This window comes from Diaminobutyricibacter sp. McL0608 (assembly GCF_039613825.1).
Classification (GTDB): Bacteria; Actinomycetota; Actinomycetes; order Actinomycetales; family Microbacteriaceae; genus Diaminobutyricibacter.
Genome location: NZ_CP154826.1, coordinates 2,738,212 through 2,760,083, shown reverse-complemented (window position 1 = coordinate 2,760,083; position 21,872 = coordinate 2,738,212). Strand labels below are relative to the sequence as shown.

22 protein-coding genes are annotated in these 21,872 nt (G+C 66.7%); 14 read left to right on the top strand and 8 right to left on the bottom strand.

What is annotated here, in order from left to right:
• Positions 1-239 precede the first annotated feature (239 nt).
• Positions 240-1,568 (top strand): hemolysin family protein, encoded by a 1,329-nt coding sequence (locus tag AAYO93_RS13115; RefSeq protein ID WP_345761626.1) that lies wholly within the window; start codon positions 240-242, stop codon positions 1,566-1,568.
• Entirely contained in the window at positions 1,561-2,598 is a 1,038-nt protein-coding gene (locus AAYO93_RS13110) for a hemolysin family protein (protein WP_345761625.1), read from the top strand. Before AAYO93_RS13115 ends, AAYO93_RS13110 begins: the two co-directional genes overlap by 8 nt.
• Before the next feature lie 24 nt (positions 2,599-2,622).
• Here AAYO93_RS13110 and AAYO93_RS13105 read toward each other — a convergent pair whose 3' ends face one another.
• Together AAYO93_RS13105 and AAYO93_RS13100 are read right to left on the bottom strand one after the other, a co-directional pair.
• Positions 2,623-3,711, bottom strand: coding sequence for an NADH:flavin oxidoreductase/NADH oxidase (locus tag AAYO93_RS13105; RefSeq protein ID WP_345761624.1), 1,089 nt, complete (start codon positions 3,709-3,711; stop codon positions 2,623-2,625).
• Positions 3,712-3,766: 55 nt separating this feature from the next.
• On the bottom strand, positions 3,767-4,414 hold the full coding sequence (locus tag AAYO93_RS13100) for an HAD family hydrolase (RefSeq protein ID WP_345761623.1): 648 nt from the start codon (positions 4,412-4,414) through the stop codon (positions 3,767-3,769).
• A 23-nt stretch (positions 4,415-4,437) separates the two neighbouring features.
• On the opposite strand from AAYO93_RS13100, the gene AAYO93_RS13095 reads away from it, so the two are divergent.
• The 4 genes from AAYO93_RS13095 (at position 4,438) to AAYO93_RS13080 (ending at position 8,508) form a co-directional block, all read left to right on the top strand.
• The gene (locus AAYO93_RS13095; protein ID WP_345761622.1) at positions 4,438-5,331 is read left to right on the top strand and encodes an ADP-dependent NAD(P)H-hydrate dehydratase; all 894 of its coding nucleotides are present in this window, start codon (positions 4,438-4,440) and stop codon (positions 5,329-5,331) included.
• A 56-nt stretch (positions 5,332-5,387) separates the two neighbouring features.
• Positions 5,388-6,758 (top strand): hypothetical protein, encoded by a 1,371-nt coding sequence (locus tag AAYO93_RS13090; RefSeq protein WP_345761621.1) that lies wholly within the window; start codon positions 5,388-5,390, stop codon positions 6,756-6,758.
• Positions 6,759-6,763: 5 nt separating this feature from the next.
• A complete protein-coding gene (locus AAYO93_RS13085; RefSeq protein WP_345761620.1) occupies positions 6,764-7,081 on the top strand; it encodes a thiamine-binding protein in 318 nt (105 codons plus the stop codon).
• A 131-nt stretch (positions 7,082-7,212) separates the two neighbouring features.
• Positions 7,213-8,508, top strand: a complete 1,296-nt coding sequence (locus tag AAYO93_RS13080) for an MFS transporter (protein WP_345761619.1) — start codon at positions 7,213-7,215, stop codon at positions 8,506-8,508.
• Between the two features lie 171 nt (positions 8,509-8,679).
• On the opposite strand, the gene AAYO93_RS13075 is transcribed toward AAYO93_RS13080, so the two are convergent.
• From AAYO93_RS13075 to AAYO93_RS13055, 5 genes are all read right to left on the bottom strand, one after another.
• Complete coding sequence (locus AAYO93_RS13075; RefSeq protein ID WP_193571317.1) at positions 8,680-9,285, bottom strand: response regulator transcription factor; 606 nt, start codon at positions 9,283-9,285, stop codon at positions 8,680-8,682.
• Positions 9,286-9,375: 90 nt separating this feature from the next.
• Positions 9,376-10,566, bottom strand: a complete 1,191-nt coding sequence (locus AAYO93_RS13070; RefSeq protein ID WP_345761617.1) for a hypothetical protein — start codon at positions 10,564-10,566, stop codon at positions 9,376-9,378.
• On the bottom strand, positions 10,563-11,726 hold the full coding sequence (locus AAYO93_RS13065; RefSeq protein WP_345761616.1) for a sensor histidine kinase: 1,164 nt from the start codon (positions 11,724-11,726) through the stop codon (positions 10,563-10,565). The genes AAYO93_RS13070 and AAYO93_RS13065 overlap by 4 nt, the downstream gene beginning before the upstream one ends.
• Before the next feature lie 12 nt (positions 11,727-11,738).
• Positions 11,739-12,944 (bottom strand): homoserine O-acetyltransferase MetX, encoded by a 1,206-nt coding sequence (metX, locus tag AAYO93_RS13060; protein WP_345761615.1) that lies wholly within the window; start codon positions 12,942-12,944, stop codon positions 11,739-11,741.
• 184 nt (positions 12,945-13,128) lie between these two features.
• Positions 13,129-14,451 carry a bifunctional o-acetylhomoserine/o-acetylserine sulfhydrylase gene (locus AAYO93_RS13055; protein ID WP_345761614.1) on the bottom strand — a complete coding sequence of 441 codons (1,323 nt, stop codon included), beginning with the start codon at positions 14,449-14,451 and terminating at the stop codon, positions 13,129-13,131.
• A gap of 132 nt (positions 14,452-14,583) precedes the next feature.
• On the opposite strand from AAYO93_RS13055, the gene AAYO93_RS13050 reads away from it, so the two are divergent.
• Positions 14,584-15,366 carry an SDR family NAD(P)-dependent oxidoreductase gene (locus AAYO93_RS13050; RefSeq protein WP_345761613.1) on the top strand — a complete coding sequence of 261 codons (783 nt, stop codon included), beginning with the start codon at positions 14,584-14,586 and terminating at the stop codon, positions 15,364-15,366.
• Positions 15,366-16,091 (top strand): potassium channel family protein, encoded by a 726-nt coding sequence (locus AAYO93_RS13045; RefSeq protein ID WP_345761612.1) that lies wholly within the window; start codon positions 15,366-15,368, stop codon positions 16,089-16,091. The genes AAYO93_RS13050 and AAYO93_RS13045 overlap by 1 nt, the downstream gene beginning before the upstream one ends.
• 49 nt (positions 16,092-16,140) lie before the next feature.
• Here AAYO93_RS13045 and AAYO93_RS13040 read toward each other — a convergent pair whose 3' ends face one another.
• The gene (locus AAYO93_RS13040) at positions 16,141-17,631 is read right to left on the bottom strand and encodes an MFS transporter (RefSeq protein WP_345761611.1); all 1,491 of its coding nucleotides are present in this window, start codon (positions 17,629-17,631) and stop codon (positions 16,141-16,143) included.
• A 47-nt stretch (positions 17,632-17,678) separates the two neighbouring features.
• Between AAYO93_RS13040 and AAYO93_RS13035 the strand changes: the two genes are divergently transcribed.
• The 6 genes from AAYO93_RS13035 (at position 17,679) to AAYO93_RS13010 (ending at position 21,774) form a co-directional block, all read left to right on the top strand.
• A complete protein-coding gene (locus AAYO93_RS13035) occupies positions 17,679-18,203 on the top strand; it encodes a phosphoribosyltransferase (RefSeq protein WP_345761610.1) in 525 nt (174 codons plus the stop codon).
• A gap of 6 nt (positions 18,204-18,209) precedes the next feature.
• The gene (locus AAYO93_RS13030) at positions 18,210-18,902 is read left to right on the top strand and encodes a uracil-DNA glycosylase (RefSeq protein ID WP_345764884.1); all 693 of its coding nucleotides are present in this window, start codon (positions 18,210-18,212) and stop codon (positions 18,900-18,902) included.
• 56 nt (positions 18,903-18,958) lie between these two features.
• The gene (locus tag AAYO93_RS13025) at positions 18,959-19,537 is read left to right on the top strand and encodes a GNAT family N-acetyltransferase (protein ID WP_345764883.1); all 579 of its coding nucleotides are present in this window, start codon (positions 18,959-18,961) and stop codon (positions 19,535-19,537) included.
• A gap of 88 nt (positions 19,538-19,625) precedes the next feature.
• The gene (locus tag AAYO93_RS13020; RefSeq protein WP_345761609.1) at positions 19,626-20,687 is read left to right on the top strand and encodes a hypothetical protein; all 1,062 of its coding nucleotides are present in this window, start codon (positions 19,626-19,628) and stop codon (positions 20,685-20,687) included.
• A gap of 76 nt (positions 20,688-20,763) precedes the next feature.
• Complete coding sequence (locus AAYO93_RS13015) at positions 20,764-21,312, top strand: DUF2781 domain-containing protein (protein ID WP_345761608.1); 549 nt, start codon at positions 20,764-20,766, stop codon at positions 21,310-21,312.
• Positions 21,313-21,339: 27 nt separating this feature from the next.
• Positions 21,340-21,774, top strand: coding sequence for a VOC family protein (locus AAYO93_RS13010; protein WP_345761607.1), 435 nt, complete (start codon positions 21,340-21,342; stop codon positions 21,772-21,774).
• Positions 21,775-21,872 lie beyond the last annotated feature (98 nt).

The following is a 21,872-nucleotide window of genomic DNA, read 5'->3' as shown; positions in this document are numbered from 1 at the left end:
CATCCCTGACCAGCTATTTTGCCTGTGGATAACTCCATCAGAACCGCAATTGTGGAGGAGTGGTTGTCACCGCCGAGCCAACCGAAAACACCGCACCCCTCCCGGTATACTTGGCCTGACAATGGACGACCCCCCTTCTGCCGATAGCCCATTCGCCTCGGCGCGGCCAGCGGTCGCGCTGAGTCTCAGTGGGCGCTCATCCCGGATGCGCGGTGGCCGCAATGGCCTATGAGTGGATCATGCTCGGCATCGGAGTGGTGCTGACGATCGGAACAGGCCTCTTCGTCGCGAGTGAATTCTCGCTGGTCAACCTCGACCGCAGCGACCTCGAAGCACGACGCGCCCGCGGCGAGACACGCCTGGGCATGACGATCGCGGCCCTGAAGATCACGTCCACTCACCTGTCGAGCGCACAACTCGGCATCACGCTGACGACGCTCCTCACCGGATACACGATGGAGCCCGCGATCAGCTCACTCCTGTCCGGACCGCTGACATCCATCGGCGTCCCATCCGGGGCCGTACCGGTGATCGCCACGACAGTCGCGATCGTGGTCGCGACGTTGCTGTCGATGATCCTGGGTGAACTGGTACCCAAGAACTTCGCTCTGGCGCTGCCGCTCGCGACGGCCAAACTGGTCATTCCGTTCCAGACGGTGTTCACCGCTGTGTTCAAACCCTTCGTTGCACTCCTCAACGGCACAGCGAACGGGGTGATCCGCCTGTTCGGTGTCGAACCGAAGGAGGAGCTGTCGGGAGCACGAACGGCTGAAGAGCTCTCGTCGCTCGTCCGGCGGTCGGCGAGCGCGGGCGTGCTGGAGGCGGATACGGCAACACTGCTCAGTCGCACACTCGCGTTCTCGAGCCACTCGGCATCCGATGTGATGACCCCACGACTTCGGATCGCGAGCGTCAAGCGCACGGACCCGGCTCAGGCGGTCCTCAATCTCGCGAGGAACACGGGATACTCGCGTTTCCCGGTGGTCGACGAAGACGTGGATGATGTGGTCGGGCTGGTTCACGTGAAGCAGGCGGTCGCGGTGCCCCGTGGCCGTCGCGAACGGGTGCCGGTGTCTGCGCTGCAGACTGATGCGCTTCGCGTGCCGGAGACGATGAGCCTGGATACGCTCCTCGGCGAGCTGCGTGCGAGCGGCTACCAGATGGCCGTGGTCGTCGATGAGTACGGCGGAACTTCCGGGATCGCGACCCTCGAAGACCTGGTCGAGGAACTCATCGGGGAAGTCGCCGACGAACATGACAGAACGCGTGCGGATGTCGTGCGGGGGAGGGACTCGCTGACATTCCCGGGCATCCTCCGGCCCGACGAACTGCTCGAACGGGCAGGCGTCGAGGTTCCTGAGGAGGGGCCCTACGAGACGGTCGCGGGTTTCGTGATGAACGAGCTCGGGCGACTTCCGGTGGTGGGCGACGAGGTCCTGATCGACGGCGGCATGCTGCGCGTCGAGCGGTTGGATGGTCGCCGTATCGACCGCATCCGCTTCACCCCGGACCCGGATGAGGCCCCGCCAACCGAATCGGATCGACGGCGGGAGGGCGGCGATGAGTGACTGGGCCGGACTCGCCTGGCTGGTGGTGCTCCTCCTCGTCAACGCGTTCTTCGTCGGAGCAGAATTCGCGGTGATCTCTGCGCGGCGCTCCCAGATCGAACCGCAGGCGGAGCACGGGAAGCGGAGCGCACGCACGGCTCTGTACGCGATGGAGCATGCGACACAGATGCTCGCGACGACCCAGCTGGGAATCACGGTGTGCTCGCTGCTGATCCTGAACGTGTCGGAGCCGGCGATCCACCACCTGCTGCAGGGTCCGCTTCAACTCACCGGGTGGCCGGATGAGGTGATCGGCACCATCGCGTTCATCATCACGCTGATTCTGGTGTCGTTCCTTCATGTCGTGTTCGGTGAGATGGTTCCGAAGAACCTGTCGTTCTCCATGCCGGACCGGGCGGCACTGCTCCTTGCACCGCCGCTGGTTGCGATCGCACGGGTGTTCCGACCGATCATCGTGGCGCTGAATGCGTCGGCGAATGCGGTTCTTCGCCTGTTCCGCGTGGAACCGAAAGCGGAAGCAGCCAGCACTTTCACCCTTGACGAAGTCGCCACCATCGTGAACCAGTCCACGCGGGAAGGCCTTCTCACCGACCGCACCGGCGCTTTGACGGCGGCGTTCGAATTCACCGAGAAGAAGGTGCACGACGTGGCGCTGCGGCTCGGAAAGCTGGTTTCACTTCCGCACAATGCGACCCCCCGCGATGTGGAACGGGCGGTCGCGAAGCACGGATTCTCGCGCTACGTGGTCCTGGACGAGTCGGGGGAACCGGTCGGGTATCTCCATCTGAAGGATGTGCTCGACCTGGAGGAGACCGGGTTCGAGCTTCCTGTACCGACGAAGCGCATCCGCCGGCTCGTCACCGTTTTCGCCGAAAGCGATCTCGAGGACGCGCTGGCGAGCATGAGACGGTCAGGCGTTCACCTGGCACGCGTGTTCAACGCGGACGGGGACACGACAGGCGTGCTCTTCCTTGAGGACATCATCGAGGAACTGGTCGGCGAGGTTCAGGATGCGACGCGTCGCGCCTGACCGCGCATCGCGTCGCGGCACCGGTCAGGCCTCCGGCCAGCGGGCCCGCAAGTACTGCCCCGGCCAGTAGTCGAGTTCGACACCCAGCTCGTGCGCCGCGCGCAACGGGAAATGCGGATCACGGAGCAGTTCGCGTGCCAGGAGCACCGCATCCGCTCGGCCTTCTTCGATCACGGCCGCGGCCTGCTGCGGCGTCGTGATGAGGCCGACTGCCCCGACTGCGACCTCCGACTGGTGCCGGACGAAGTCGGCGAAGGGCACCTGGTATCCGGGACCGAGCGGAATGCGGACACCGGCGACATTGCCGCCGCTCGAGATGTCGAAGAAGTCCGCACCGGCTTCGGCGGCCCAGGTGGCGACGGTGGAGGTCTGCTCCTGATCCCAGCCGCCCTCGGCGTAGTCGGATGCGGAGAGCCGCACGATCACGGCGATGTCGTCATCGACTTCGTCACGCACGGAACGCACGATGCGGAGAAGGAGCCGCGCACGGTTCTCGAGCGAACCGCCGTACTCGTCATCACGCAGGTTGGAGAGCGGTGACAGGAACTGGTGTACGAGGTAGCCGTGCGCGCCGTGGATCTCGAGCACCCGGAAACCCGCGTCGACAGCACGCCGCGCAGCGGCTGTGAAGTCTGCGACGACCTTGTCGATGCCGGCGGCATCGAGCGCGAGGGGCTGGTCGTATCCGCTGAACGCGACGGCGGACGGCGCGACGGCCTGCCACCCGCCGTCGGCCTCCGGCACCGACCCGTGCTTTCCATCGTGACCCCACGGCGCCCAGGTCGACGCCTTGCGGCCCGCGTGCGCCAGCTGGATGCCCGGGACGGCACCCCGATCGACGATGAAGCCGACGATGCGCGCCCAGGCGTCACGCTGAACGTCGTTCCAGATTCCGGTGTCCTCGGGCGAGATCCGGCCTTCAGGACTGACTGCGGTGGCCTCGGTGATGACGAGTCCGGCGCCACCGGTGGCGAGCGACCCGAGGTGCACGAAATGCCAGTCGTGCGGCACGCCGTCGCGCTTGGAGACGGAGTACTGGCACATGGGGGAGACCCAGATGCGGTTGCGCATGGTCGCGCCACGGATGCTCAGAGGGTCGAAGAGTGTTGGCATGGAGTGTCAGTTCCGTTCCGTGGTCGGGCGCGCTGGTCGGGGGATCGTGGACGGCTCAGGCGGCGAGCGACGTGAGGAACCGTCGAAGGTCAGTTGCGCCGGTGAAGACGTGTCCGGTGATTCCGAGTGCTTCGGCTCCGCGGACGTTGTCCTCCCTGTTATCGATGAAGATCATGTCTGCCGCACTTATTCCGAGTTCGCTCATCACGATCTCGAAGATGTCGGCACTCGGCTTGATCGTGCCGAGCTCTCCGCTCACGAAGACGGCCTCGAAGAGGTCGCCCAGGGAGCCGTGGCGAAAATACGAACCGAAGTCGCGACCCGCGTTGGAGAGCAATGCGAGGCGCGTGCCGCCCTCCTGGAGGTCGATCAGCACCTCCAGGGTCTCGTGGTCGATCGACAGCCAGCTGCGGAAGTCCGCGAGCCACAGACGATGGATCTTCGAGTCGCTCCACTGTTCGCCCAGCTCCGACCCGATGCCCCGCCAGTAGTCCCGGATGCTCATCGTGCCCTGATCGAGCGCGTCTCGATGCCGCCAGTAGGCGGGCCAGAACGCCTCCGATTCGCCACCGGCCATTCCGGCGAGAACGGTGCGGTCTGCCTCGCTCGGGCTGACCGAGATGACTTCGCCGTAGTCGAAGACGACGACCTTGCCGGGAATGCTGATACTCGCGTTCGCAGTCACAGTGCTGACCTCTTTCATCGTTTTCAACCTATCGTGAAGGCATGAGTACGAATGCCCGGGGTGCGCGAGCTGTGGATGGCGCTTCCCCTGTGGACGGAAAGACCCCGTGGCGCGACTGGACGGCAGACGACGCGAGCATCTGGATCACAGCTCCGATGGAGAGCGACGACAAGTACAGCAGGGGTGTGCTCGGTGTCGTGACCGGCTCGGATCGCTACCCCGGCGCCGCGGTGCTCGGGGTCGAGGCGGCCGTGCGCACCGGACTCGGGATGGTCCGATACGTCGGGGCCGCGCATCCTGCCGAGCTCGTCCTCCAGCGACGTCCGGAGGTGGTCACGGCGTCAGGCCAGGTCCAGGCCTGGCTGGTCGGCTCCGGGATGGACGCGGCGACCCGCCCGGAGGACGACGCGACCCGGCTGCGTGCGGCTTTTGCCGACGGAAAGCCGATCGTCGTCGATGCCGGCGCACTCGACCTGATCGATTCGGCCACGGGTCCCGTCGTCATCACCCCGCACTTCCGGGAGCTGGCGAAGGTCCTGGCGGAGCGGACCACCGGCGCCCCCAGCGCGGACGCCATCGCAGCGGATCCGGCTCAGTGGGTGGTGCGGGCGGCTGAACTCCTTCGGGTCGCCGTTCTGCTCAAGGGGCACACGACCTACGTCGCTGATCCGACGGGTACTCGGCTACGCGTCACGGCAGGCCCGGCCTGGCTCGCCACCGCCGGGAGCGGCGACGTCCTCGGCGGCATCCTCGGCGCGCTGGTGGCTACGCACGCGCGTGCGGTGGCGGCGGATGCCTCAGCCCTCGCGATGCTGGCGGCGACAGCGGCGTTCATCCATGGTCGGGCGGCAGAACGCGCCTCCGCGGGTGGCCCGATCGCGGCGCTGGACATCACGGAGTCGCTCCCGGTGACGGTCGCCGAGCTTCTGGCCTGACCGGAGACGGATGTTCGGCGGCGGCATGCAATGTCGCACCGGTACGATGGGCGTCTATGGCGTTCGAACCGGCACTACGAGCGGGTTCGGCGACGCCGGAACCGGACGCATCCGAGCTTCGCCGGGTGTTCGCATCCCCTCTCGCGCTCTGGATCGCGTTCCTCCTCGTGCACCTGCTGCTCGGATTCCTGGCGTTCCATTCCGACGGCCAGCCCCTCGGCGACGTCTACCTCGTCTACAAACCGTGGGCGCAGCTGGCGCAGGCCGGCTCGGTGGTGGGCATCCAGTCCGACTGGGTGTACCCGATCGGGGCGATCGTGCCCATCATGCTCCCGCTGCTCCTCGGCGCAGACAACTACATCGGATCGTGGCTGACCCTCGTGCTGCTCCTCGACGCCGGAGCGTTCGCGGTGCTGACCATCGGCCGCCGCCCCCGCCAGCTCGTCGCAGCGTGGTGGTGGCTCGGGTTCCTCCTGCTACTCGGCCCTGTCGCGATCGGACGGCTGGACTCCGTCTCGGTACCGCTCGTGATCGTCGGGCTTCTCTGGCTGACCCTGCGCGAGCGTGTGGCAGTCGTGATGCTCACCGCCGCCACCTGGATCAAGGTCTGGCCCGCTGCGATCCTCGCGGCGGTGGTCGTATCGGTCCGCACCCGCTGGCAGGTTTTGGTGGTCGCCGCGGTGACGAGCCTGATCCTCCTCATCCTCGCCCTCACGTTCGGCAGCGGCTGGCACGTGCTCAGCTTCATCACGATGCAGACCGGTCGGAGTCTGCAGATCGAGGCGCCGATCAGCACGCCGTGGATGTGGGAGGCAGCGTTCGCGCGTCCCCATGCGTTCGTCTACTACGACCCGCAGCTGCTCACCTTCCAGGTCACCGGCGACGGCAGCACGGTCGCCAGCTCCCTCATGAATCCGCTGCTGGGGATCGCGGTCGTCGTCGTGCTCCTCCTCGGGATCCGGGCGGTGCGGTCCGGCGCGCCGATGACGCGGCTGCTGCCGTCGCTGAGTCTCGCGCTCGTCGCGACATTCATCGTCTTCAACAAGGTCGGGTCGCCGCAGTACATCACGTGGCTGGCCGCGCCGGTCGTGATCGGCCTCGTCTATCGCGGCCGCGCCTTCCGCACGCCGGCGATCCTGATCGCGGCGACCGCCCTGCTCACGCAGGTCATCTATCCGAACGTGTACGACCTCATCCTGAACGTGCACCCGGCCGCGCTGGCCATCCTCACCGCACGCAACCTCATGCTGCTCATCGTGCTCGGGTGGGCGATCTGGTCGCTCTGGCGCGCCGCCCATCCGACGACGGACGATACTGATGAGGTGCCGGTGCGCGTCTGGCCGTTCCGCGCGCTTCCGGTCGAAAGCGAGGATGCGGGCGACGACGCAAGTCTGACGGCATCCGGTTCGCTCGAAACGAAGGAGTAGGAATCATGCTTGTTGCATTCTCGGTGGCGCCGAGTGGCGGCGAAGCGCCCGACGCATCAGTTCACGACGCGGTCGCGGCAGCAGTGAGGATCGTGCGCGAATCGGGCCTGCCGAATCACACGGACTCGATGTTCACCACGATCGAGGGGGAGTGGGACGAGGTCTTCGACGTGGTCAAACGGGCGACGGATGCGGTGGGCGCGTATGGAACGCGCGTCGCGCTGGTGCTGAAGGCGGACATCCGGCCCGGGCACACGGGAGAGCTCGACGGCAAGGTGGAACGGCTGGAGGCCGCGCTCGAACGGTCGGCGTCCGAGGGCTGAGCAGACTGCGGTCCACGCGCTGAGCGTACTGCGATCGCGGCTGAGTCGGACCCGAACCTGTTCATGACACCGAAATCGCCGGATTTATCGAATCGATTCGATTTTCGACGATTTCCCTGTAGTCTCGACGTGTGAACCCCGCCACCAACGGGCCGACGCAGCTGTCGTCGGCCCGTATTCGTTTTGCGCTCCTGGCCCTCGCCATGGGCGGTTTCGGCATCGGTTCGTCCGAATTCGTCTCCATCGGGCTGCTGCCGAACCTCGCGCACGACCTGCTGCCGTCGCTCTATGCGGCGTCGCCGTCCGACGCGAACGCGCAGGCCGGCTGGGTGATCTCCGCTTACGCGCTCGGCGTCGTCGTCGGCGCACCGACCATCGCGGCACTGGCGGCACGGCTGCCCCGAAAGAAGCTCCTGCTCTGGCTGCTCGTGGCCTTCGCGATCGGCACTGTCGCGTCCGCTCTCGCGCCGACCTTCGGGCTGGTGCTGCTCGCCCGGTTCCTGACGGCGCTTCCGCACGGTGCCTACTTCGGAATCGCATCGCTCGTCGCAGCCTCGCTGATGGGCCCGGGCAATCGTGGCAAGGGTGTCGCCTTCGTGCTGTCCGGCCTCACCATCGCGAACGTCATCGGGGTGCCGCTGATCACCTGGCTCGGGCAGGAACATGGGTGGCGCATCGCCTACCTCGTGGTGGCAGCGATCTTTGTGCTTACCTTCGTCGCCGTCGCATTCCTGGTGCCGTGGCAGGCAGGCAACCCGGCCGCGACGATGCGCCGCGAACTGCGCGCATTCACTCGCTTGCAGGTGTGGCTCACCCTGGCGATCGGCGCCATCGGCTTCGGCGGCTTCTTCGCCGTGTACACGTATGTCGCTCCGATCGTCACGGAGATAACCGGCCTCAGCTCGTCGGCCGTTCCCCTCGTGCTGGTGCTCGTCGGCATCGGCATGACCGTGGGCAACTTCGTCGGAGGCTGGGGAGCGGACCGCAGCCTCAAGCGGTTCATGCTGATCGCGTTCGGGATCGTCCTCGTGAGTTTGGCTGTGCTGTTCTTCACGGCAGGAAACGTCGTGGGCCTGCTGCTCTCGCTGTTCGTGATCGCGGCAGCCTGTTCGGCGCTGTCTCCGGCCATCCAGACCCGGCTGATGGATGTGGCGCACGACAGCCAGTCGATCGCCGCGGCCCTCAACCACTCGGCACTCAACATGGCCAACGCTTCCGGGGCGTTCCTCGGCGGCCTCACGATCGCCGCAGGCTTCGGCTACCTCTCACCGATCGCCGTCGGCGTGGGGCTCTGCATCGCGGGTATCGCCCTGTCGCTGCTGAGCTTCGGCATCGACCGCTCACGCTCCCGCCGCGCATCCGCCGCCGTTCCGGCGCCTGCGAGCCGCGACTCCGTCCCCGCCGACACCGCCCCCGTCGCGCTGTGACTTCCCGTCGCGCTGTGACTCCAGTCGCCTCTGACGCGCCGGCCGGTCACCTTCGATCCCGCGAAAGGTGCGAGAAGTACTATTCACGCGGGCCGAAACCCACTTCTGGCACCCCTCGCGGGCGTGCAAGCACAGCGCGCCAGCAAGCACGGCGCGCCAGCACGTACAGGCTCAGTCGCCCTGCAGCAGGATCCCGTCCTGGATGGCGCGCTTGCGCAGCGCGACCTTCGTTCCCACGTCGTACCCGGCGACGCGATACTTCTCACGAATCCGCTTGAGGTAGCTCTTCGCCGTCTCGTCTGAGATACCGAGCTGGAACGCGACAGCCTTGACGGGTTCGCCCGCACCGTAGAGCGCCATCACGCGGCGTTCCTGAGCGCTGAGCTTGGGGGCACCGCCCACTTCGCCGGCGTTGAGCGCCAGGTCGAGTTCTGCCGAGATGAACGACTCGCCTTTGCTCGCGGCGCGGATCGCCTCAACGATCATCTCCGCGTCTTCGCTCTTGACGAGGTACCCGAGCGCCCCGGCCGCGAGGGCTTCGCGGACGACTGCCGGCTCCGAGTACGTGCTCATGAGCACAGTCCGGACGCCGGTCGTCTTCAGCGTCGACAGCTTCAACGACACGGGGATGTTGTCTTTGAGGTCGAGATCGAGGAGTACGACGTCGACGGGGAACTCAGGATGCGTCAGCAACTCCGGCCAGCTGGCGACGGCCGCGACCATGCGGATGTCGTCTGCTGCGCTGCGGATCCACTCGGTGAGTGCGCCGAGAAGCATCTTGTGGTCGTCAACGATCGCAATACGAATGGGTTGCGCTGGCTCGCTCACGTGTGGCCTTTCATCATGCGGTCGCCGGGGGGCTTCCGGTTACAGGTCGGCCGGATTGTCGACAACGCTTTCGATTTCAATCAGCAGCGATGTACCCGTGAAGGTCTCGACGTATCGACCCACCTTCCTGATAGCTTGCCACGCCGCAGGGTCTACCCCGTTTCGCGGCACACCGGTGGCTGAAATCCTTATCGGGATGTGAATTCCGGCCGACGGGTCCATTCCGTGCTCCCGGACGCGCCGTTCGAGCGTCACCTGGAGTTCGCGCGGCTGGTTCTGGCCCAGACGCACGGGATCGCTGATGAGCAGCCAGATGGCAGTGAGGAGCCCGTCGCGCTGATCGCGGGTGAGGAGTCCGGCAAGGCCGTCGGGGTCGCTCACGGTGACGGCAGGGCCGAGCAGGGCGGATTCTGTGACGGCGTGGTAGAGCCACGTCTCGCGCCGACCCTGGATGAGGTGGAGCCGCAGTTCGGTCGCGATGGACGCGGCTTCGGAGGCCGTGTGCTCGTCCAGGGGCAGCGGGGTGCGTCCTGTCGCGACGCCGTCGAGCAGGCGTTCGGCCGCGAGGTCGAGACGTGCGAGTTCTTCGCTGGCCATCATGCCCACCGCGAACCGCGGAGAGCTCACCGTGCTCTGCACCTGCACCAGGTCGAGCTCGAGTTGCACGACGGTGCGCAGCGACCGCACGATCTGCACACCGAGCAGGGGAGGCGCGACGGACAGTGCGATCGTGATGAATGCGGGCCCGAGTGCGAAGGGGTCGTGCTGGCCGTGCAACGCGAACGCTCCGGCGAGGATGATGCCGAGTGCGATCGACGTGATCACGATGTCGCGCGGGGGCCGCAGTGTGACGCAGAGCAGGAGGGCGGCTCCGACAGCGACGGCGGCGGTCGGCGGGGCGCCCTGGTCTCCGGAGTTCCAGGTACCGGCGATGTCCAGCCCGACCACGACGGCCCACGCGGCGAGCGCTCCGATGAAAAGCCCGGTCGGCAGGAGTTCGGAGTAGCGGCGGTGGATGATCAGCCCGACGACGAGCGTCGCGATGAGGATCACCCACGCCGCGATCGTGTACTGGATCGCCGGGTAGCTCCCGAGGTTGAGCAGCATGATCGTCACCTGATAGGCGATGAGAACGCACCCGGTGAGGTTGAACCCGATTTCGAGGCGCGACCGGTTGAGCGCGTCGCGTTCGGTCGCGCTCGTCACTGCGGAGGCGAGGGATGAGGTCACTTCGGCACCTCCAGGACGACGGTCGTGCCCGAACCGGGCGACGAGAAGAGGCGGGCGTTCCCGCCGACGTCGCGGAGTCGAGCGACGATCGACTCCGTGAAGCCGAGGCGCCCTTCTTCGATGCTGGCGACGTCGAAGCCTTTGCCGGAGTCGGTGACCATGGCACGCACGGTCGTCTCGTCGTCGGTGATGGTCACGTGCGCTTCGCTGACGCCGCTGTGCCTGCGCACGTTCTCGAGGCATTCTGCGAGTGCCAGGAGGAACGAGTCGAGCACTTCGCTCGGAAGCAGCACCTGTCCGGTCCCGTGCCAGTTGACTTCTAGGCCCATGCGTTTGAAGCGCTGCTTGACCGACTCGAGAGTGTTGCCGAGGGTGGACTCTTCGACGGGCTTCAGTTTGTAGTCGCCGGAAGCCGTGGGGTCGGGGTTGAAGCCGAGCCGCAGCTGCCGCAGCAGTGCCGCATCCTCTGCCGCCTGCTCGGTGAGAGCGGACACGCTCACACCGACACCGGAGTGTGCGAGGAGGGTGAGGGTGGCGAGCACGGTGTCGTGCAGGAGCCGGGCGCCCTGGCGTCGACGGGCTTCGGTCTCACTGGCGTGGCGTTCGACGCGGTAGGCGCGGCTCATCGTCGTGATGCGTTTGAGCGTGCGAGGCACGGTGCGTGACAGCCAGACGCCCGTGATGGTGAGGGCGCACCATCCCGCGAGGGTCAGGGCAAGCGGTTCGGCGAGCCGCGATCCTGTCATGAGCAGGGCGGCGGCAGCGGCCGAGAAGGTGATGCAGAACGAGACGATCAGGGCCGTGACGCGCCTCGGCGTGGTGACGAGCACGATCGAGGTGGATGCGACGGCACCGCCCGCGAGCATGCCCACGGCGCTCAGCGCGGCCGGGTTGAGCGGGACATCGGGGAGCACCTGCATGAGGACGAGTGCCACGCCGGCGGCCACGATCGTGACCACCCAGATGCCGGGGTGCAGCGAGCCGAGGCGCAACTGGCCGTACGCCAGCCCGGCGAGCAGCACCACGGATGCCAGATAGAGAGGCAGAGGCATGGCGCCCGGGATGCTCAGGCAGAGCAGCGTCGTCGCCGTCGCCGTCAGGCCGACGTAGCGCGCCGTGGTGCTGAGAAGGCGATCACGCTCCTTCTGGATGCGCGACATTCGACCTTCTCTCTATTCTGCGAACAGACGGCGGAGCTGTTCCCCGACCAGGTCGTCTTCGATCAGGAAGCCATCGTGCCCGAAATCAGACTCTAATACGACGGTGGAGTCTCCGTCGATGTTGCCGGGCAGGTGTCGCGCTATCTCCACCTGGCCTTCGAGGGGGAACAGGCGGTCGCTGTCGATCCCGACGACGAGCGCGCGTGATGTCGCGCGGGCCAGGGCTGCCTCCACCCCTCCGCGATCACGCCCGACATCGTGCGAATTCATCGCCTCGACAAGGGTGATGTAGCTGTTCGCGTCGAACCGTCGCGTGAACTTGTTTCCGTGGAAATCGAGGTACGACTCGACAGCGAACCGGCCGCCTTTGCCGAGCGGACTGATCTCGCTCTGCCATTCCCGTTCGAACCGGTTGTTGAGCTCAGACGGGCTGCGGTAGTTGAGGAGCGCCATCCGACGGGCGAGAGCGAGACCGCGGTGCGGGCCGTCGCCGTCATCCGCGTCGTAGTAGTGCCCGGAGCGGAAGAGAGGATCGGTGCGCACGGCTTCGATCTGAACCGAGTTGAGTGCGATCTGGTCCGCCGTGGACCGCGGCGGTGCGGCGATGACGGCGACCCTTTCGACCCGCTCGGGGTGGCCGACCGCCCACTCGAGCGACTGCATCCCGCCCATCGATCCGCCGATGACGCCCGCCCAGCGCTGGACGCCGATCGCGTCGGAGAAAGCGGCCTGCGCGTTCACCTGGTCCCGGATGGTCGTGAACGGGAAGCGCGGCCCCCACTCGTAACCGTCGGGCGCGAGGGACGCGGGCCCGGTGGTTCCCTGGCAGCCGCCGATCATGTTGGGGGCGACGACGAACCAGCGGTCGGTGTCGATGGCTTTGCCCGGGCCGACGATTCCGTCCCACCAGCCGGCGGTCGGATGCCCGGGACCGCCGGTTCCGATGAGGTGGCTGTCGCCGGTCAGTGCGTGAAGAACGAGGACAGCGTTGTCGCGCGTGGGGGAGAGTTCGCCCCAGGTCTCGTAGGCGATCCGGACATAGGGGAGGTTCTCGCCGCTCTCGAACGTGAAGGCGCCGATGCCGGCGAACTGCCGGTTGCCGGCCGGGTCGCTCTCACGCCACGCGCCGCTCGCCGGAGGCTTGCCGAGGAGCGACCGGGCCTGGGCCTCGGTGATGAAACTCGACGGCGCGGTGTCTGCCGATGTCTGCCACTCCATGGACCAATTCTGTCTGACCGTGCGTGCACTCGCCGCCGTGTTACGCCGCGCGCAAAAGTGGCCCACGATCCGAAGACCGCGGGCCACTTTCGAGTATCCCGTTGCGCAGCTTCGCGAAGAGCCGTCACGTCGGGCCGCAGCGAAGCCATGCGGCGCCGGGCGGGGACCGGCGCCGCCAGCAAACTCAGGCGCGCGCGGCCTCCGCGACCGAGCGTGCGGCGGCGAGCCCCGCGTCGAGGTCCGCCTTCAGGTCGTCGATGTTCTCGAGACCCACCGACAGGCGAACCAGACCAGGCGTGACGCCGGCGGTCAGCTGCTGCTCAGGGGTGAGCTGCGAGTGGGTGGTCGACGCCGGGTGGATCACCAGGCTGCGCACGTCGCCGATGTTGGCGAGGTGGCTGAAGAGCGAGAGGTTGTCGACGAGCGCTGCGCCCGCATCCACCCCGCCCTTGAGTTCGAACGACAGCACCGCGCCGACGCCCTTGGGCGCGTACTTGTTGGCGGCCGCGTACCACGGGCTCGTCGGGAGTCCGGAGTAGTTGACGGATGCGACATCCGGGTGGTTCTCGAGGTATTCGGCGATCTCCTGGGCGTTCTGCACGTGGCGCTCCACGCGCAGCGAGAGCGTCTCGATGCCCTGGATGAGCTGCCAGGCGCTGGCGGGGGCGATCGCCGACCCGAGGTCGCGGAGCAGCTGGACGCGCGCCTTGATGATGTAGGCGAGTCCGTCGCCGACGGCAGCCGTGTAGCTGGCGCCGTGGTACGACGGGTCCGGCTCGGTGAGGCCGGGGAACTTCGCGACGTTCTTCGACCACTCGAACTTTCCGCCGTCGACGATGACGCCGCCGATGACCGTTCCGTGTCCCCCGAGGAACTTCGTCGCCGAGTGGATGACGATGTCGGCGCCGAACTCGAACGGGCGGATCAGGTACGGCGTCGCGATCGTGTTGTCGACGATGAGCGGAACACCCGCCTCGTGCGCGACGTCTGCGACGAGCGTGATGTCGAGGATGTTGATCTTCGGGTTGCCGATGGTCTCGGCGAAGAACAGCTTGGTGTTCGGACGGACGGCGCGGCGCCACTCGTCGGCATCGTCCTGGTTCTCGACGAACGTGGTCTCGATTCCGAGCTTGGCGAGCGTGTACTTGAAGAGGTTGTACGTGCCGCCGTAGATCGAGCTCGACGAGACGATGTGGTCGCCCGCCTGTGCGATGTTCAGCACAGCGAAGGTCTCCGCGGCCTGGCCGGAGGCGACGAGGAGGGCACCGGTGCCCCCTTCGAGTGCGGCGACGCGCTCCTCGACGACCGCCTGGGTGGGGTTCTGGATGCGCGTGTAGATGTTGCCGAACTCAGCGAGCGCGAACAGGTTCTTGGCGTGCGCCGAGTTGTTGAACACGTACGACGTGGTCTGGTAGATCGGCGTCGCACGCGCGTTGGTGACGGGGTCGGGCGAGGCGCCGGTGTGGATCTGCTTGGTCTCGAACTGCCATTCGGCGGCGTTGGTCATTGTGCTCTCCTGGGAGTCGGGTGGTCGGTGAGCGTGGTCCTGTCACCGCATCCTCAGGCTAGGCGGGCATCCGGCACGCGGCAATGACGCCGAAATACTGCGTAATCCGGGCTGACGAGGAAAATAGGGGTCATGACGAAAAGGCGAGTGGTCGTGACGGGTGCGAGTTCCGGTATCGGAGCGGCGACGGCGCGGCTCTTCCGTACCCAGGGGTGGGATGTCGTGGGTGTCGCCCGGCGCGCAGAGCGTCTTGCAGCGCTCGCCGACGAGACCGGCATGTCGGTGTTCACCGCCGACCTCACGAACCAGGACGACGTGGATGCGCTGCGCCGGTACCTGGAGGAGACCGGGCCGATCCATTCGCTCGTGAACAACGCGGGTGGCGCGCTCGGGCTCGACAGCGTCGAGAAGTCCCTGGTCGAGGACTGGGTGCGGATGTTCGACGTCAACGTGATCGCGACGAAGCGGGTGATCGAGGCGCTGCTTCCGCTGCTCCGTGCCGGTGCCGCCGAAAGCGGCCATGCGGACATCCTCAACATCACGTCGATCGCCGGGCACACAGCGTACGTGGGCGGGGGCGGCTACAACGCCGCGAAGTTCGCCGAGCACGCGCTGACCGAGGTGTTGCGGCTGGAGCTGAACGGTGAGCCGATCAGAGTGGTGGAGGTCGCGCCCGGCATGGTCGCGACGGAGGAGTTCTCGCTCGTCCGCTTCGGCGGTGACCAGGCGCGCGCCGACGCGGTGTACGCCGACGTACCTCATCCGCTGACCGCGGAGGATGTCGCCGAGACGATCGTCGCAGCACTCGAACGGCCGCCGCACGTCGACCTCGACCTGATCGTGATCAAACCGGTTGCCCAGGCGGCGCCGTACCGGTTCCACAAAGGCGCGCTCGCCGTCCGAGACGACAGCTGATGGCCGCAAAGCCGAAGTCGACGAAGAGCACGGCGGCGCGCGACCGCTGGGAAGATGTCACGACGTGGCCGCTCATGGCGGCCTCCGTCCTCTTCCTGATCGCCTATTCGTGGAGCATCCTCGACAGGACCTTGACGTCGGATGGGGCCATCGTGATCGGTGTGATCCTCGCCGTGGTCTGGGTCGCGTTCATCGTCGACTACACCGTGCGCATCGTCCTGAGCCCGCACAAATGGTTCTTCATCGGCCACAGCAAGGTTGATCTGCTGTCGGTGATCCTCCCGATCGCCCGGCCGTTCCGCCTGCTCAAGTACCTGGGCAGGATCCCGCTCCTCGGAGGCAACTCGGGCGCCGCTCTGCGCCGCCGGGTCATCATCATCGCAGCGACATTCGTCGTGATGTTCATCTACGTGATCTCCCTCGCCGAGTACGCAGCCGAGCGCGGCGCCAAAGGTGCGAACATCACGAGCTTCGGCGATTCGATCTGGTGGGCGTGCGTGACGATGGCCACCGTCGGCTACGGCGACTACTTCCCGATCACGATCATGGGACGGGTGCTCGCCGTCATCCTGATGATCGGTGGTATCGCCATCGTCGGTACTGCGAGCGGAACGCTGGTGTCCTTCCTCAACGACCGGATGGTCACCGCGCGCGCTCGTGAGCAGCGCGCGGGACACCTGGAACTGGTCGAGGACGACGACACGGGCGGGCCGGAACCCAGCTGAGCCCCGCGCATCCGGAACGGAGCATCCGCCTGCCTCGCATCCGCCTGCCTCAGCCGACCGGAGTCGGAACCTCGGCGACGCCTTCCTCCGGCGCGGTGTCCGCGAAAGCGAGCTTCGGCACGAAGAACAGCAGCACGGCCGCGACGAGGGCGCCGATCCCGCAGATCGTCCACACCAGCATGTAGCCGAAAAGGCTCGCGGCCGTCGCCGTGACCGCCGTGGCGCCGGTGAGCAGAACGACACCGAACACGGCGGAGGCGAACGATCCGCCGATGGTCTTGGTGGTGTTGGTCAGGGCTGCGGCGATGCCGGTCTGACCGCGTGGCGCTGCGGCTGCCGCCGCAGCCGGGAGTGCGCCGACGAGGGCACCGGACCCGATGCCCGCGATCGCCATGTTCGTCATCACCTGCCAGGTCTCCTGGTGGAACGGCAGGAACAAGAGGTAGCCGATCGCGACCAGGAACGATGCGCCGATCAGCGCCACCCGCGGCTTCGTCCAGCGCGAGACCAGCGGGAAGAGGACGGCGCCGATGATCATCGAGACGAGGTAGACGCCGATCAGGGTCGACCGGTCGCTCGCATCGAGTCCGAGCCCGTATCCGTTCTTGGGATCCGTGCCCGCGAAGGTGCTCAGGGGCGCCTGCGCGCCGAGCAGGCTGATCCCGATGAGGCCGGCGGTCAGCTGCACCGGCCACATGTTCGGCTGCCGGAACACCCGGATGTCGATCGCCGGATCGTCCTGTCTCAACTCATAGCGCACGAACGGCACGATGACCGCGACTCCCACGACGATGAGCGCCCAGACCCAGAACGCACCCGGGCCGTTGATGCGCAGGAAGGTGAGGCCCGAGGTGATCAGCAGCAGCGACAGCGTCAGCATGGTGAAGCCGGCGACATCGAGTCGACGCTTGCCCGGCATGGGCTCCGATTCCGGCACGCCGAACCAGATCGCGAAGAAGACGAGCGAGACGGCGATCGCCGGGACGATCAGGGTGAGCTGCAGGTTCTCGCCGAACGCCGTGAACAGCCTTCCCGCGGCGAGGGCGCCCATGATCGCGCCGACCTCGAGTGCGACCACCAGGAGCCCGGCCGCACGGCGTGTCCTGGACGCCGCGGTGCCGGTGCGGCGCCCGCGATCGAAGATGAGGGCGATCTCCAACGGAAGCCACACGGTGTAGAAACCCTGCAGGGCGAAGGCGACGAGGTACCCGGTGAAGTTCCCGGCGAACGCGATGCCCCACGACGCCAACGCCGTGAGCACCGTCGCGACGAGAAGGATGCGCTTGTGGCCGAACATGTCGCCCAGCTTCGCGAGCACCGGGACGACGAGCGCGGAGAGCAGAAGCTGGGCCGCCTCGAACCAGTTGTAGTCGGCGTCGTGGATGCCCAGGTGCTTGACGATGTCGGAGATGAGCGGCACGTAATAGCCCTGCAGGATCCCGCTCGTGATCTCGACCAGGAACAGCCACCCGATCAGGCCGGCGGTGATGCCGATCGTGCGGCTCGTGCGGGTTCGGGCACCCGTCTTCGATGACGTCATTCGAGGATGCTAACAGCACGGCGGCGCACTCCGAGTACGGTAGATGGATGGCCACCGACATCGACGATTCCGGAACCGCCGTCCTCGCCGAGACCGAACGCGAAGTGCTCGGCTGGCTCGAGTTCGGGGAGGCCGCACGGCACCTCTCCTCCGAGGTCGTGGAGAGCGGATTCCAGCCCGATCTGGTGGTGGCGATCGCGCGAGGAGGGCTGCTTCTCGGCGGTGCCATGTCCTACGCGCTCGGCATCAAATCGTGCGGAGCGCTCAACGTCGAGTTCTACACCGGAGTGGACTCGCGTCTGCCCGAACCGGTGGTGCTCCCGCCGATGATCGACAAGACCGCACTGGACGCCAAGCGGGTGCTCCTCGTCGACGACGTGTCGGATTCGGGGCGCACGCTCGCCATGGTCGTCGAGCTGATCGAAGCGAGCGGAGCGGTCGTGCGCACCGCTTGCCTCTACACGAAGCCGCGAACCGTCCTCGAGCCCGACTTCTTCTGGCGCCGCACCGCGCGCTGGATCACGTTCCCCTGGTCGGCGCTGCCGCCGGTGACGGCCGCAGCCGGGGCTTAGCGCGTGGTGCCCAAGAGTCTCGCGGAGCTCGCGGCCGACGGCTCGATGGATCTCGGCTGGTCGCGTGCACTGGAGCCGGTCGCTGCGAACGTCGCGGCGATGGGCGACTTTCTTCGCGCCGAGACCGCGGCCGGCCGCGGCTACCTTCCGGCGGGTCAGAACGTGCTCCGCGCTTTCGCCGCGCCGCTCGACGACGTGCGCGTGCTGATCGTGGGGCAGGACCCGTACCCGACACCCGGTCACCCGATCGGCCTCTCGTTCGCGGTGGAGCGCCACGTGCGCCCGCTGCCGCGCAGCCTGCAGAACATCTACACCGAGCTGCGGTCCGACCTGGGACTCACTCCGCCCGCACATGGCGACCTCACGTCGTGGAGCCGGCACGGCGTCATGCTGCTGAACCGCGTGCTCACGGTGCGACCGGGGGAGCCGGCGTCTCACCGCGGAAAAGGGTGGGAACAGGTCACCGATCACGCCATCCGCACCCTCGTCGCCCGGGACAAGCCGTTCGTCGCCATCCTGTGGGGACGCGACGCGGGAACACTGAAACCGATGCTGGGTGCCACGCCGGTGATCGAGTCCGCGCATCCGAGCCCGCTCTCCGCATCCCGCGGATTCTTCGGTTCGCGCCCGTTCTCGCGGGCGAACGAACTGCTCACGCGTCTCGGCGCCCAGCCGGTCGACTGGGATCTCGAAGCCTGATCCTTCGCCCACGGAGCGTTTACGTGGCCGAAACAGGGCTGGCGTAAACTCGCATGGTGCTTGAGGAGGAATACGAGACCCGACGTGAACTGCCACGTCACCTGCGCAAGCCTGCGCCCGAAGAGACCCCGTTCGAGTATTCGATCCGGGATGCGGTCGCAGCCGACCTCCCGTGGGTGCGCGAGATCTACAACCACTACGTCGCCAACAGCACCGTGACCTTCGACGAAGACGCGATGACCCTGCGCGAATGGAAGTCGAAGTTCGCCTACCTCCAGAAACTCAACATGCCGTTCATCGTCGCGGTGTCGCCGAACGGGCAGATCCTGGGCTATGCCCTGGTCTCGCCGTGGAAGCAGAAGCGCGCATACCGGTTCACCGTGGAGAACTCCATCTACCTGGGCGCCGCGTCCACCGGCAAGGGCCTCGGGCCCGTGCTCATGCAGGCGCTGATCGACAAGTCGAAGGCAGCGGGACTGAAAGAGATGATCGCGGTCATCGCCGACAGGGGCGCCGAAGCGTCGATCAAGATGCACGAGAACTTCGGCTTCACCAAGATCGGCGAAATGGGCCGGGTCGGCTACAAGTTCGACCGCTGGCTCGGCACCGTGCTCATGCAGAAATCCCTCAAATAACGGTTTCGCATCCCTCGTAGTGACGGTGGTCGCGGTCGGCTAGAGTCCCGCTAATGGGTCCCGGATGGACACATGCTCAGGGGGGAATATGAAGCACGGGCGCGTCATCGCCGTGATCATGGCGGTGGCTTCGATTGCGATGCTGGCGGGATGCTCAGCACCAGTGGCGCCGCACACGAGCGCGCCCATTGTGGCGGCTCCCAGCCCGACGCCCACGCCCACCCCGGCAGCGACGGGGCCGACCGTGCGGGTGCATGCCACCTGCGCCGAATTGGTGTCCACCGCGACGATCGAGCAGGTGACCGGAGTGAGCCTGTCGCCGGTTGCCTGGGAACACACGACCTCTGCCGCGTCCTATGGCAGCGCCAGAATCGGATCGCTCCAGTGCGAGTGGTCGAACCAAAGCACGGCAAGTGCCGCGGACTCGGTGACGGTACTGGTGACGATTGCGCCGAACGCGACGCGCGACGAATTCCAGTCGTTCCTCAGCGGTGAATCCGGTGGCGGGACCCCGTCGACGGTCGGACCGGACACGTACCTGATGGGCGCAAAAGGCTCGGCGGACGGGTTCGTCTTCCTCACCGACGACTACGGAGCAAGCGGATTCATCGCCCACATGGCCCCGATAAAGACACAGGCCACGGCAGCGCAGTCGCTGCTCGAGCGCGTCTACGGCGTCGTATCGAGTCTGGCCGCGCCGGACCCGATGTGGAAGCCGATCCCCGACCTTCGCGGCACCACGGACTGCGATGGTCTGGCCACGGCCGAGCAGCTGGCAGCGACCGTCGGGCTGGCCGATGCTCGCGCGGTGAAGTCCGACGATGGCGAATACTCGAGCTCACTGTTCAACACGGACCGCCAGGTCGGCGGGTACAACTGCATCTGGGACTCGGATACGAGTTCGAATGCAAGCGTCAGCGTCGTCGTGCTCCCAGGGGGAGCCGTCTACGCGACGCAGGTCAGGACGAACGTCGCACGGAACATCTCAGGTCTCGGTGATTCCGCCTTCTTCACGCGGGACGGCAAGTTGAACGTGATCGCAGCGGATGGCTGGGTGCAGGTCGGGGCAACGGGTGCGACCGACGCTCAGCTGGTCGCACTCGCACGCGCGGTGCTCACGAACAACGGCTACACGCAAGGCAACAGCTGAGCCGGGGGTCGTCTCTTCACTGCCCGCGCCCGCGCCTTAGCCGGCAACCGCTTGCGAATTGACTATTGTGTCGTTCGTGACCACCGTGACTTCACAGAACGACAAGGCAACCGCATCCGCTGCCGCCGCCCCGGCGAACCTTACGTTGCGCCAGCGTCCGATCGACATCTTCTTCCTGGTGATCTTCTCGCTGTTCATCGTCACCTGCATCATCAGCGACGCCATCCCGACCCTGGGCATTCCGCAGACCGCGACCACCCACAACCTGTTCGCGCAGTGGAACTACACGTACTCCTCGCAGTACGACCCGCTCTACGAGAATCCGCCGATCTGGCTGCGGTTCATCACGGGCACATCGGCCTTCATCTACCTGCCGTTCTACGTGCTGCTCAACATCTGCCTGGTCAGGGGTTACAACTGGATCCAGCTGCCGAGCGTGATCTACGCGACCATGATCATCAGCCTGACCGCCATCCCGATCTTCGGGGTCGAATTCTTCGGCGACGCCGCACAGCGCACGCCGCAGCCGATCATCTTCCTGCTGTACAACGGCCCGTATGTCCTCGTGCCGCTGCTGCTGCTGATCCGGATGCGCAAGCCGATGCCCTTCACCCGCAAATTCTGAGCGGCGCGAGCCGGGAGGAGCGGAGTCATGGATGAACCGGTCGCGAACGAAGGCAAGCCCCGCGTGAGGCAGCTTCGCGTCGTCGTCGAGGCGGACGACTACGGGGCAGCGCTCGCGTTCTACCGCGACGTGCTCGGACTCGCCGAGCAGGAGTCCTACTCGGGTGACGGAGGCGCGCAGGTCACGATCCTCGATGCGGGACGCGCCACGCTCGAAATCGCGAACCCGGCCCAGAAACGTATGATCGACGACGTGGAAGTCGGCCGCCAGGTCGCACCGCACATCCGACTCGCCTTTGAAGTCGACGACACGGTCGCCGCGACCGACGCCCTCGTCGAGGCGGGTGCCGACCTCGTCGCGCCGCCCACAGTCACGCCCTGGCAGTCGCTCAATGCACGACTCGACGCCCCAGCAGGACTCCACATCACCCTCTTCGAAGAACGCGGCGAACCCGAAACCTGAGCGTTGCCTTTCACCCGGTTTCGGAAACGATGGGGGTTTCGTCCGCGCGCTCGCAACCGACCTAGATTGAGATCGACGTCATCGACGGTCCGGATGCT

Bases quoted from the DNA above. Each gene is read 5' to 3' on its own strand.
- metX (WP_345761615.1), bottom strand. From the start codon at position 12,944: ATGGAGTGGCAGACATCGGCAGACACCGCGCCGTCGAGTTTCATCACC.
- AAYO93_RS13010 (WP_345761607.1), top strand. From the start codon at position 21,340: ATGGATGAACCGGTCGCGAACGAAGGCAAGCCCCGCGTGAGGCAGCTT.
- AAYO93_RS13020 (WP_345761609.1), top strand. From the start codon at position 19,626: ATGAAGCACGGGCGCGTCATCGCCGTGATCATGGCGGTGGCTTCGATT.
- AAYO93_RS13040 (WP_345761611.1), bottom strand. From the start codon at position 17,631: ATGACGTCATCGAAGACGGGTGCCCGAACCCGCACGAGCCGCACGATC.
- AAYO93_RS13100 (WP_345761623.1), bottom strand. From the start codon at position 4,414: ATGAAAGAGGTCAGCACTGTGACTGCGAACGCGAGTATCAGCATTCCC.
- AAYO93_RS13035 (WP_345761610.1), top strand. From the start codon at position 17,679: ATGGCCACCGACATCGACGATTCCGGAACCGCCGTCCTCGCCGAGACC.
- AAYO93_RS13050 (WP_345761613.1), top strand. From the start codon at position 14,584: ATGACGAAAAGGCGAGTGGTCGTGACGGGTGCGAGTTCCGGTATCGGA.
- AAYO93_RS13065 (WP_345761616.1), bottom strand. From the start codon at position 11,726: ATGTCGCGCATCCAGAAGGAGCGTGATCGCCTTCTCAGCACCACGGCG.
- AAYO93_RS13045 (WP_345761612.1), top strand. From the start codon at position 15,366: ATGGCCGCAAAGCCGAAGTCGACGAAGAGCACGGCGGCGCGCGACCGC.
- AAYO93_RS13115 (WP_345761626.1), top strand. From the start codon at position 240: ATGCTCGGCATCGGAGTGGTGCTGACGATCGGAACAGGCCTCTTCGTC.
- AAYO93_RS13075 (WP_193571317.1), bottom strand. From the start codon at position 9,285: ATGCTTCTCGGCGCACTCACCGAGTGGATCCGCAGCGCAGCAGACGAC.
- AAYO93_RS13110 (WP_345761625.1), top strand. From the start codon at position 1,561: ATGAGTGACTGGGCCGGACTCGCCTGGCTGGTGGTGCTCCTCCTCGTC.
- AAYO93_RS13090 (WP_345761621.1), top strand. From the start codon at position 5,388: ATGGCGTTCGAACCGGCACTACGAGCGGGTTCGGCGACGCCGGAACCG.
- AAYO93_RS13085 (WP_345761620.1), top strand. From the start codon at position 6,764: ATGCTTGTTGCATTCTCGGTGGCGCCGAGTGGCGGCGAAGCGCCCGAC.
- AAYO93_RS13095 (WP_345761622.1), top strand. From the start codon at position 4,438: ATGAGTACGAATGCCCGGGGTGCGCGAGCTGTGGATGGCGCTTCCCCT.
- AAYO93_RS13105 (WP_345761624.1), bottom strand. From the start codon at position 3,711: ATGCCAACACTCTTCGACCCTCTGAGCATCCGTGGCGCGACCATGCGC.
- AAYO93_RS13055 (WP_345761614.1), bottom strand. From the start codon at position 14,451: ATGACCAACGCCGCCGAATGGCAGTTCGAGACCAAGCAGATCCACACC.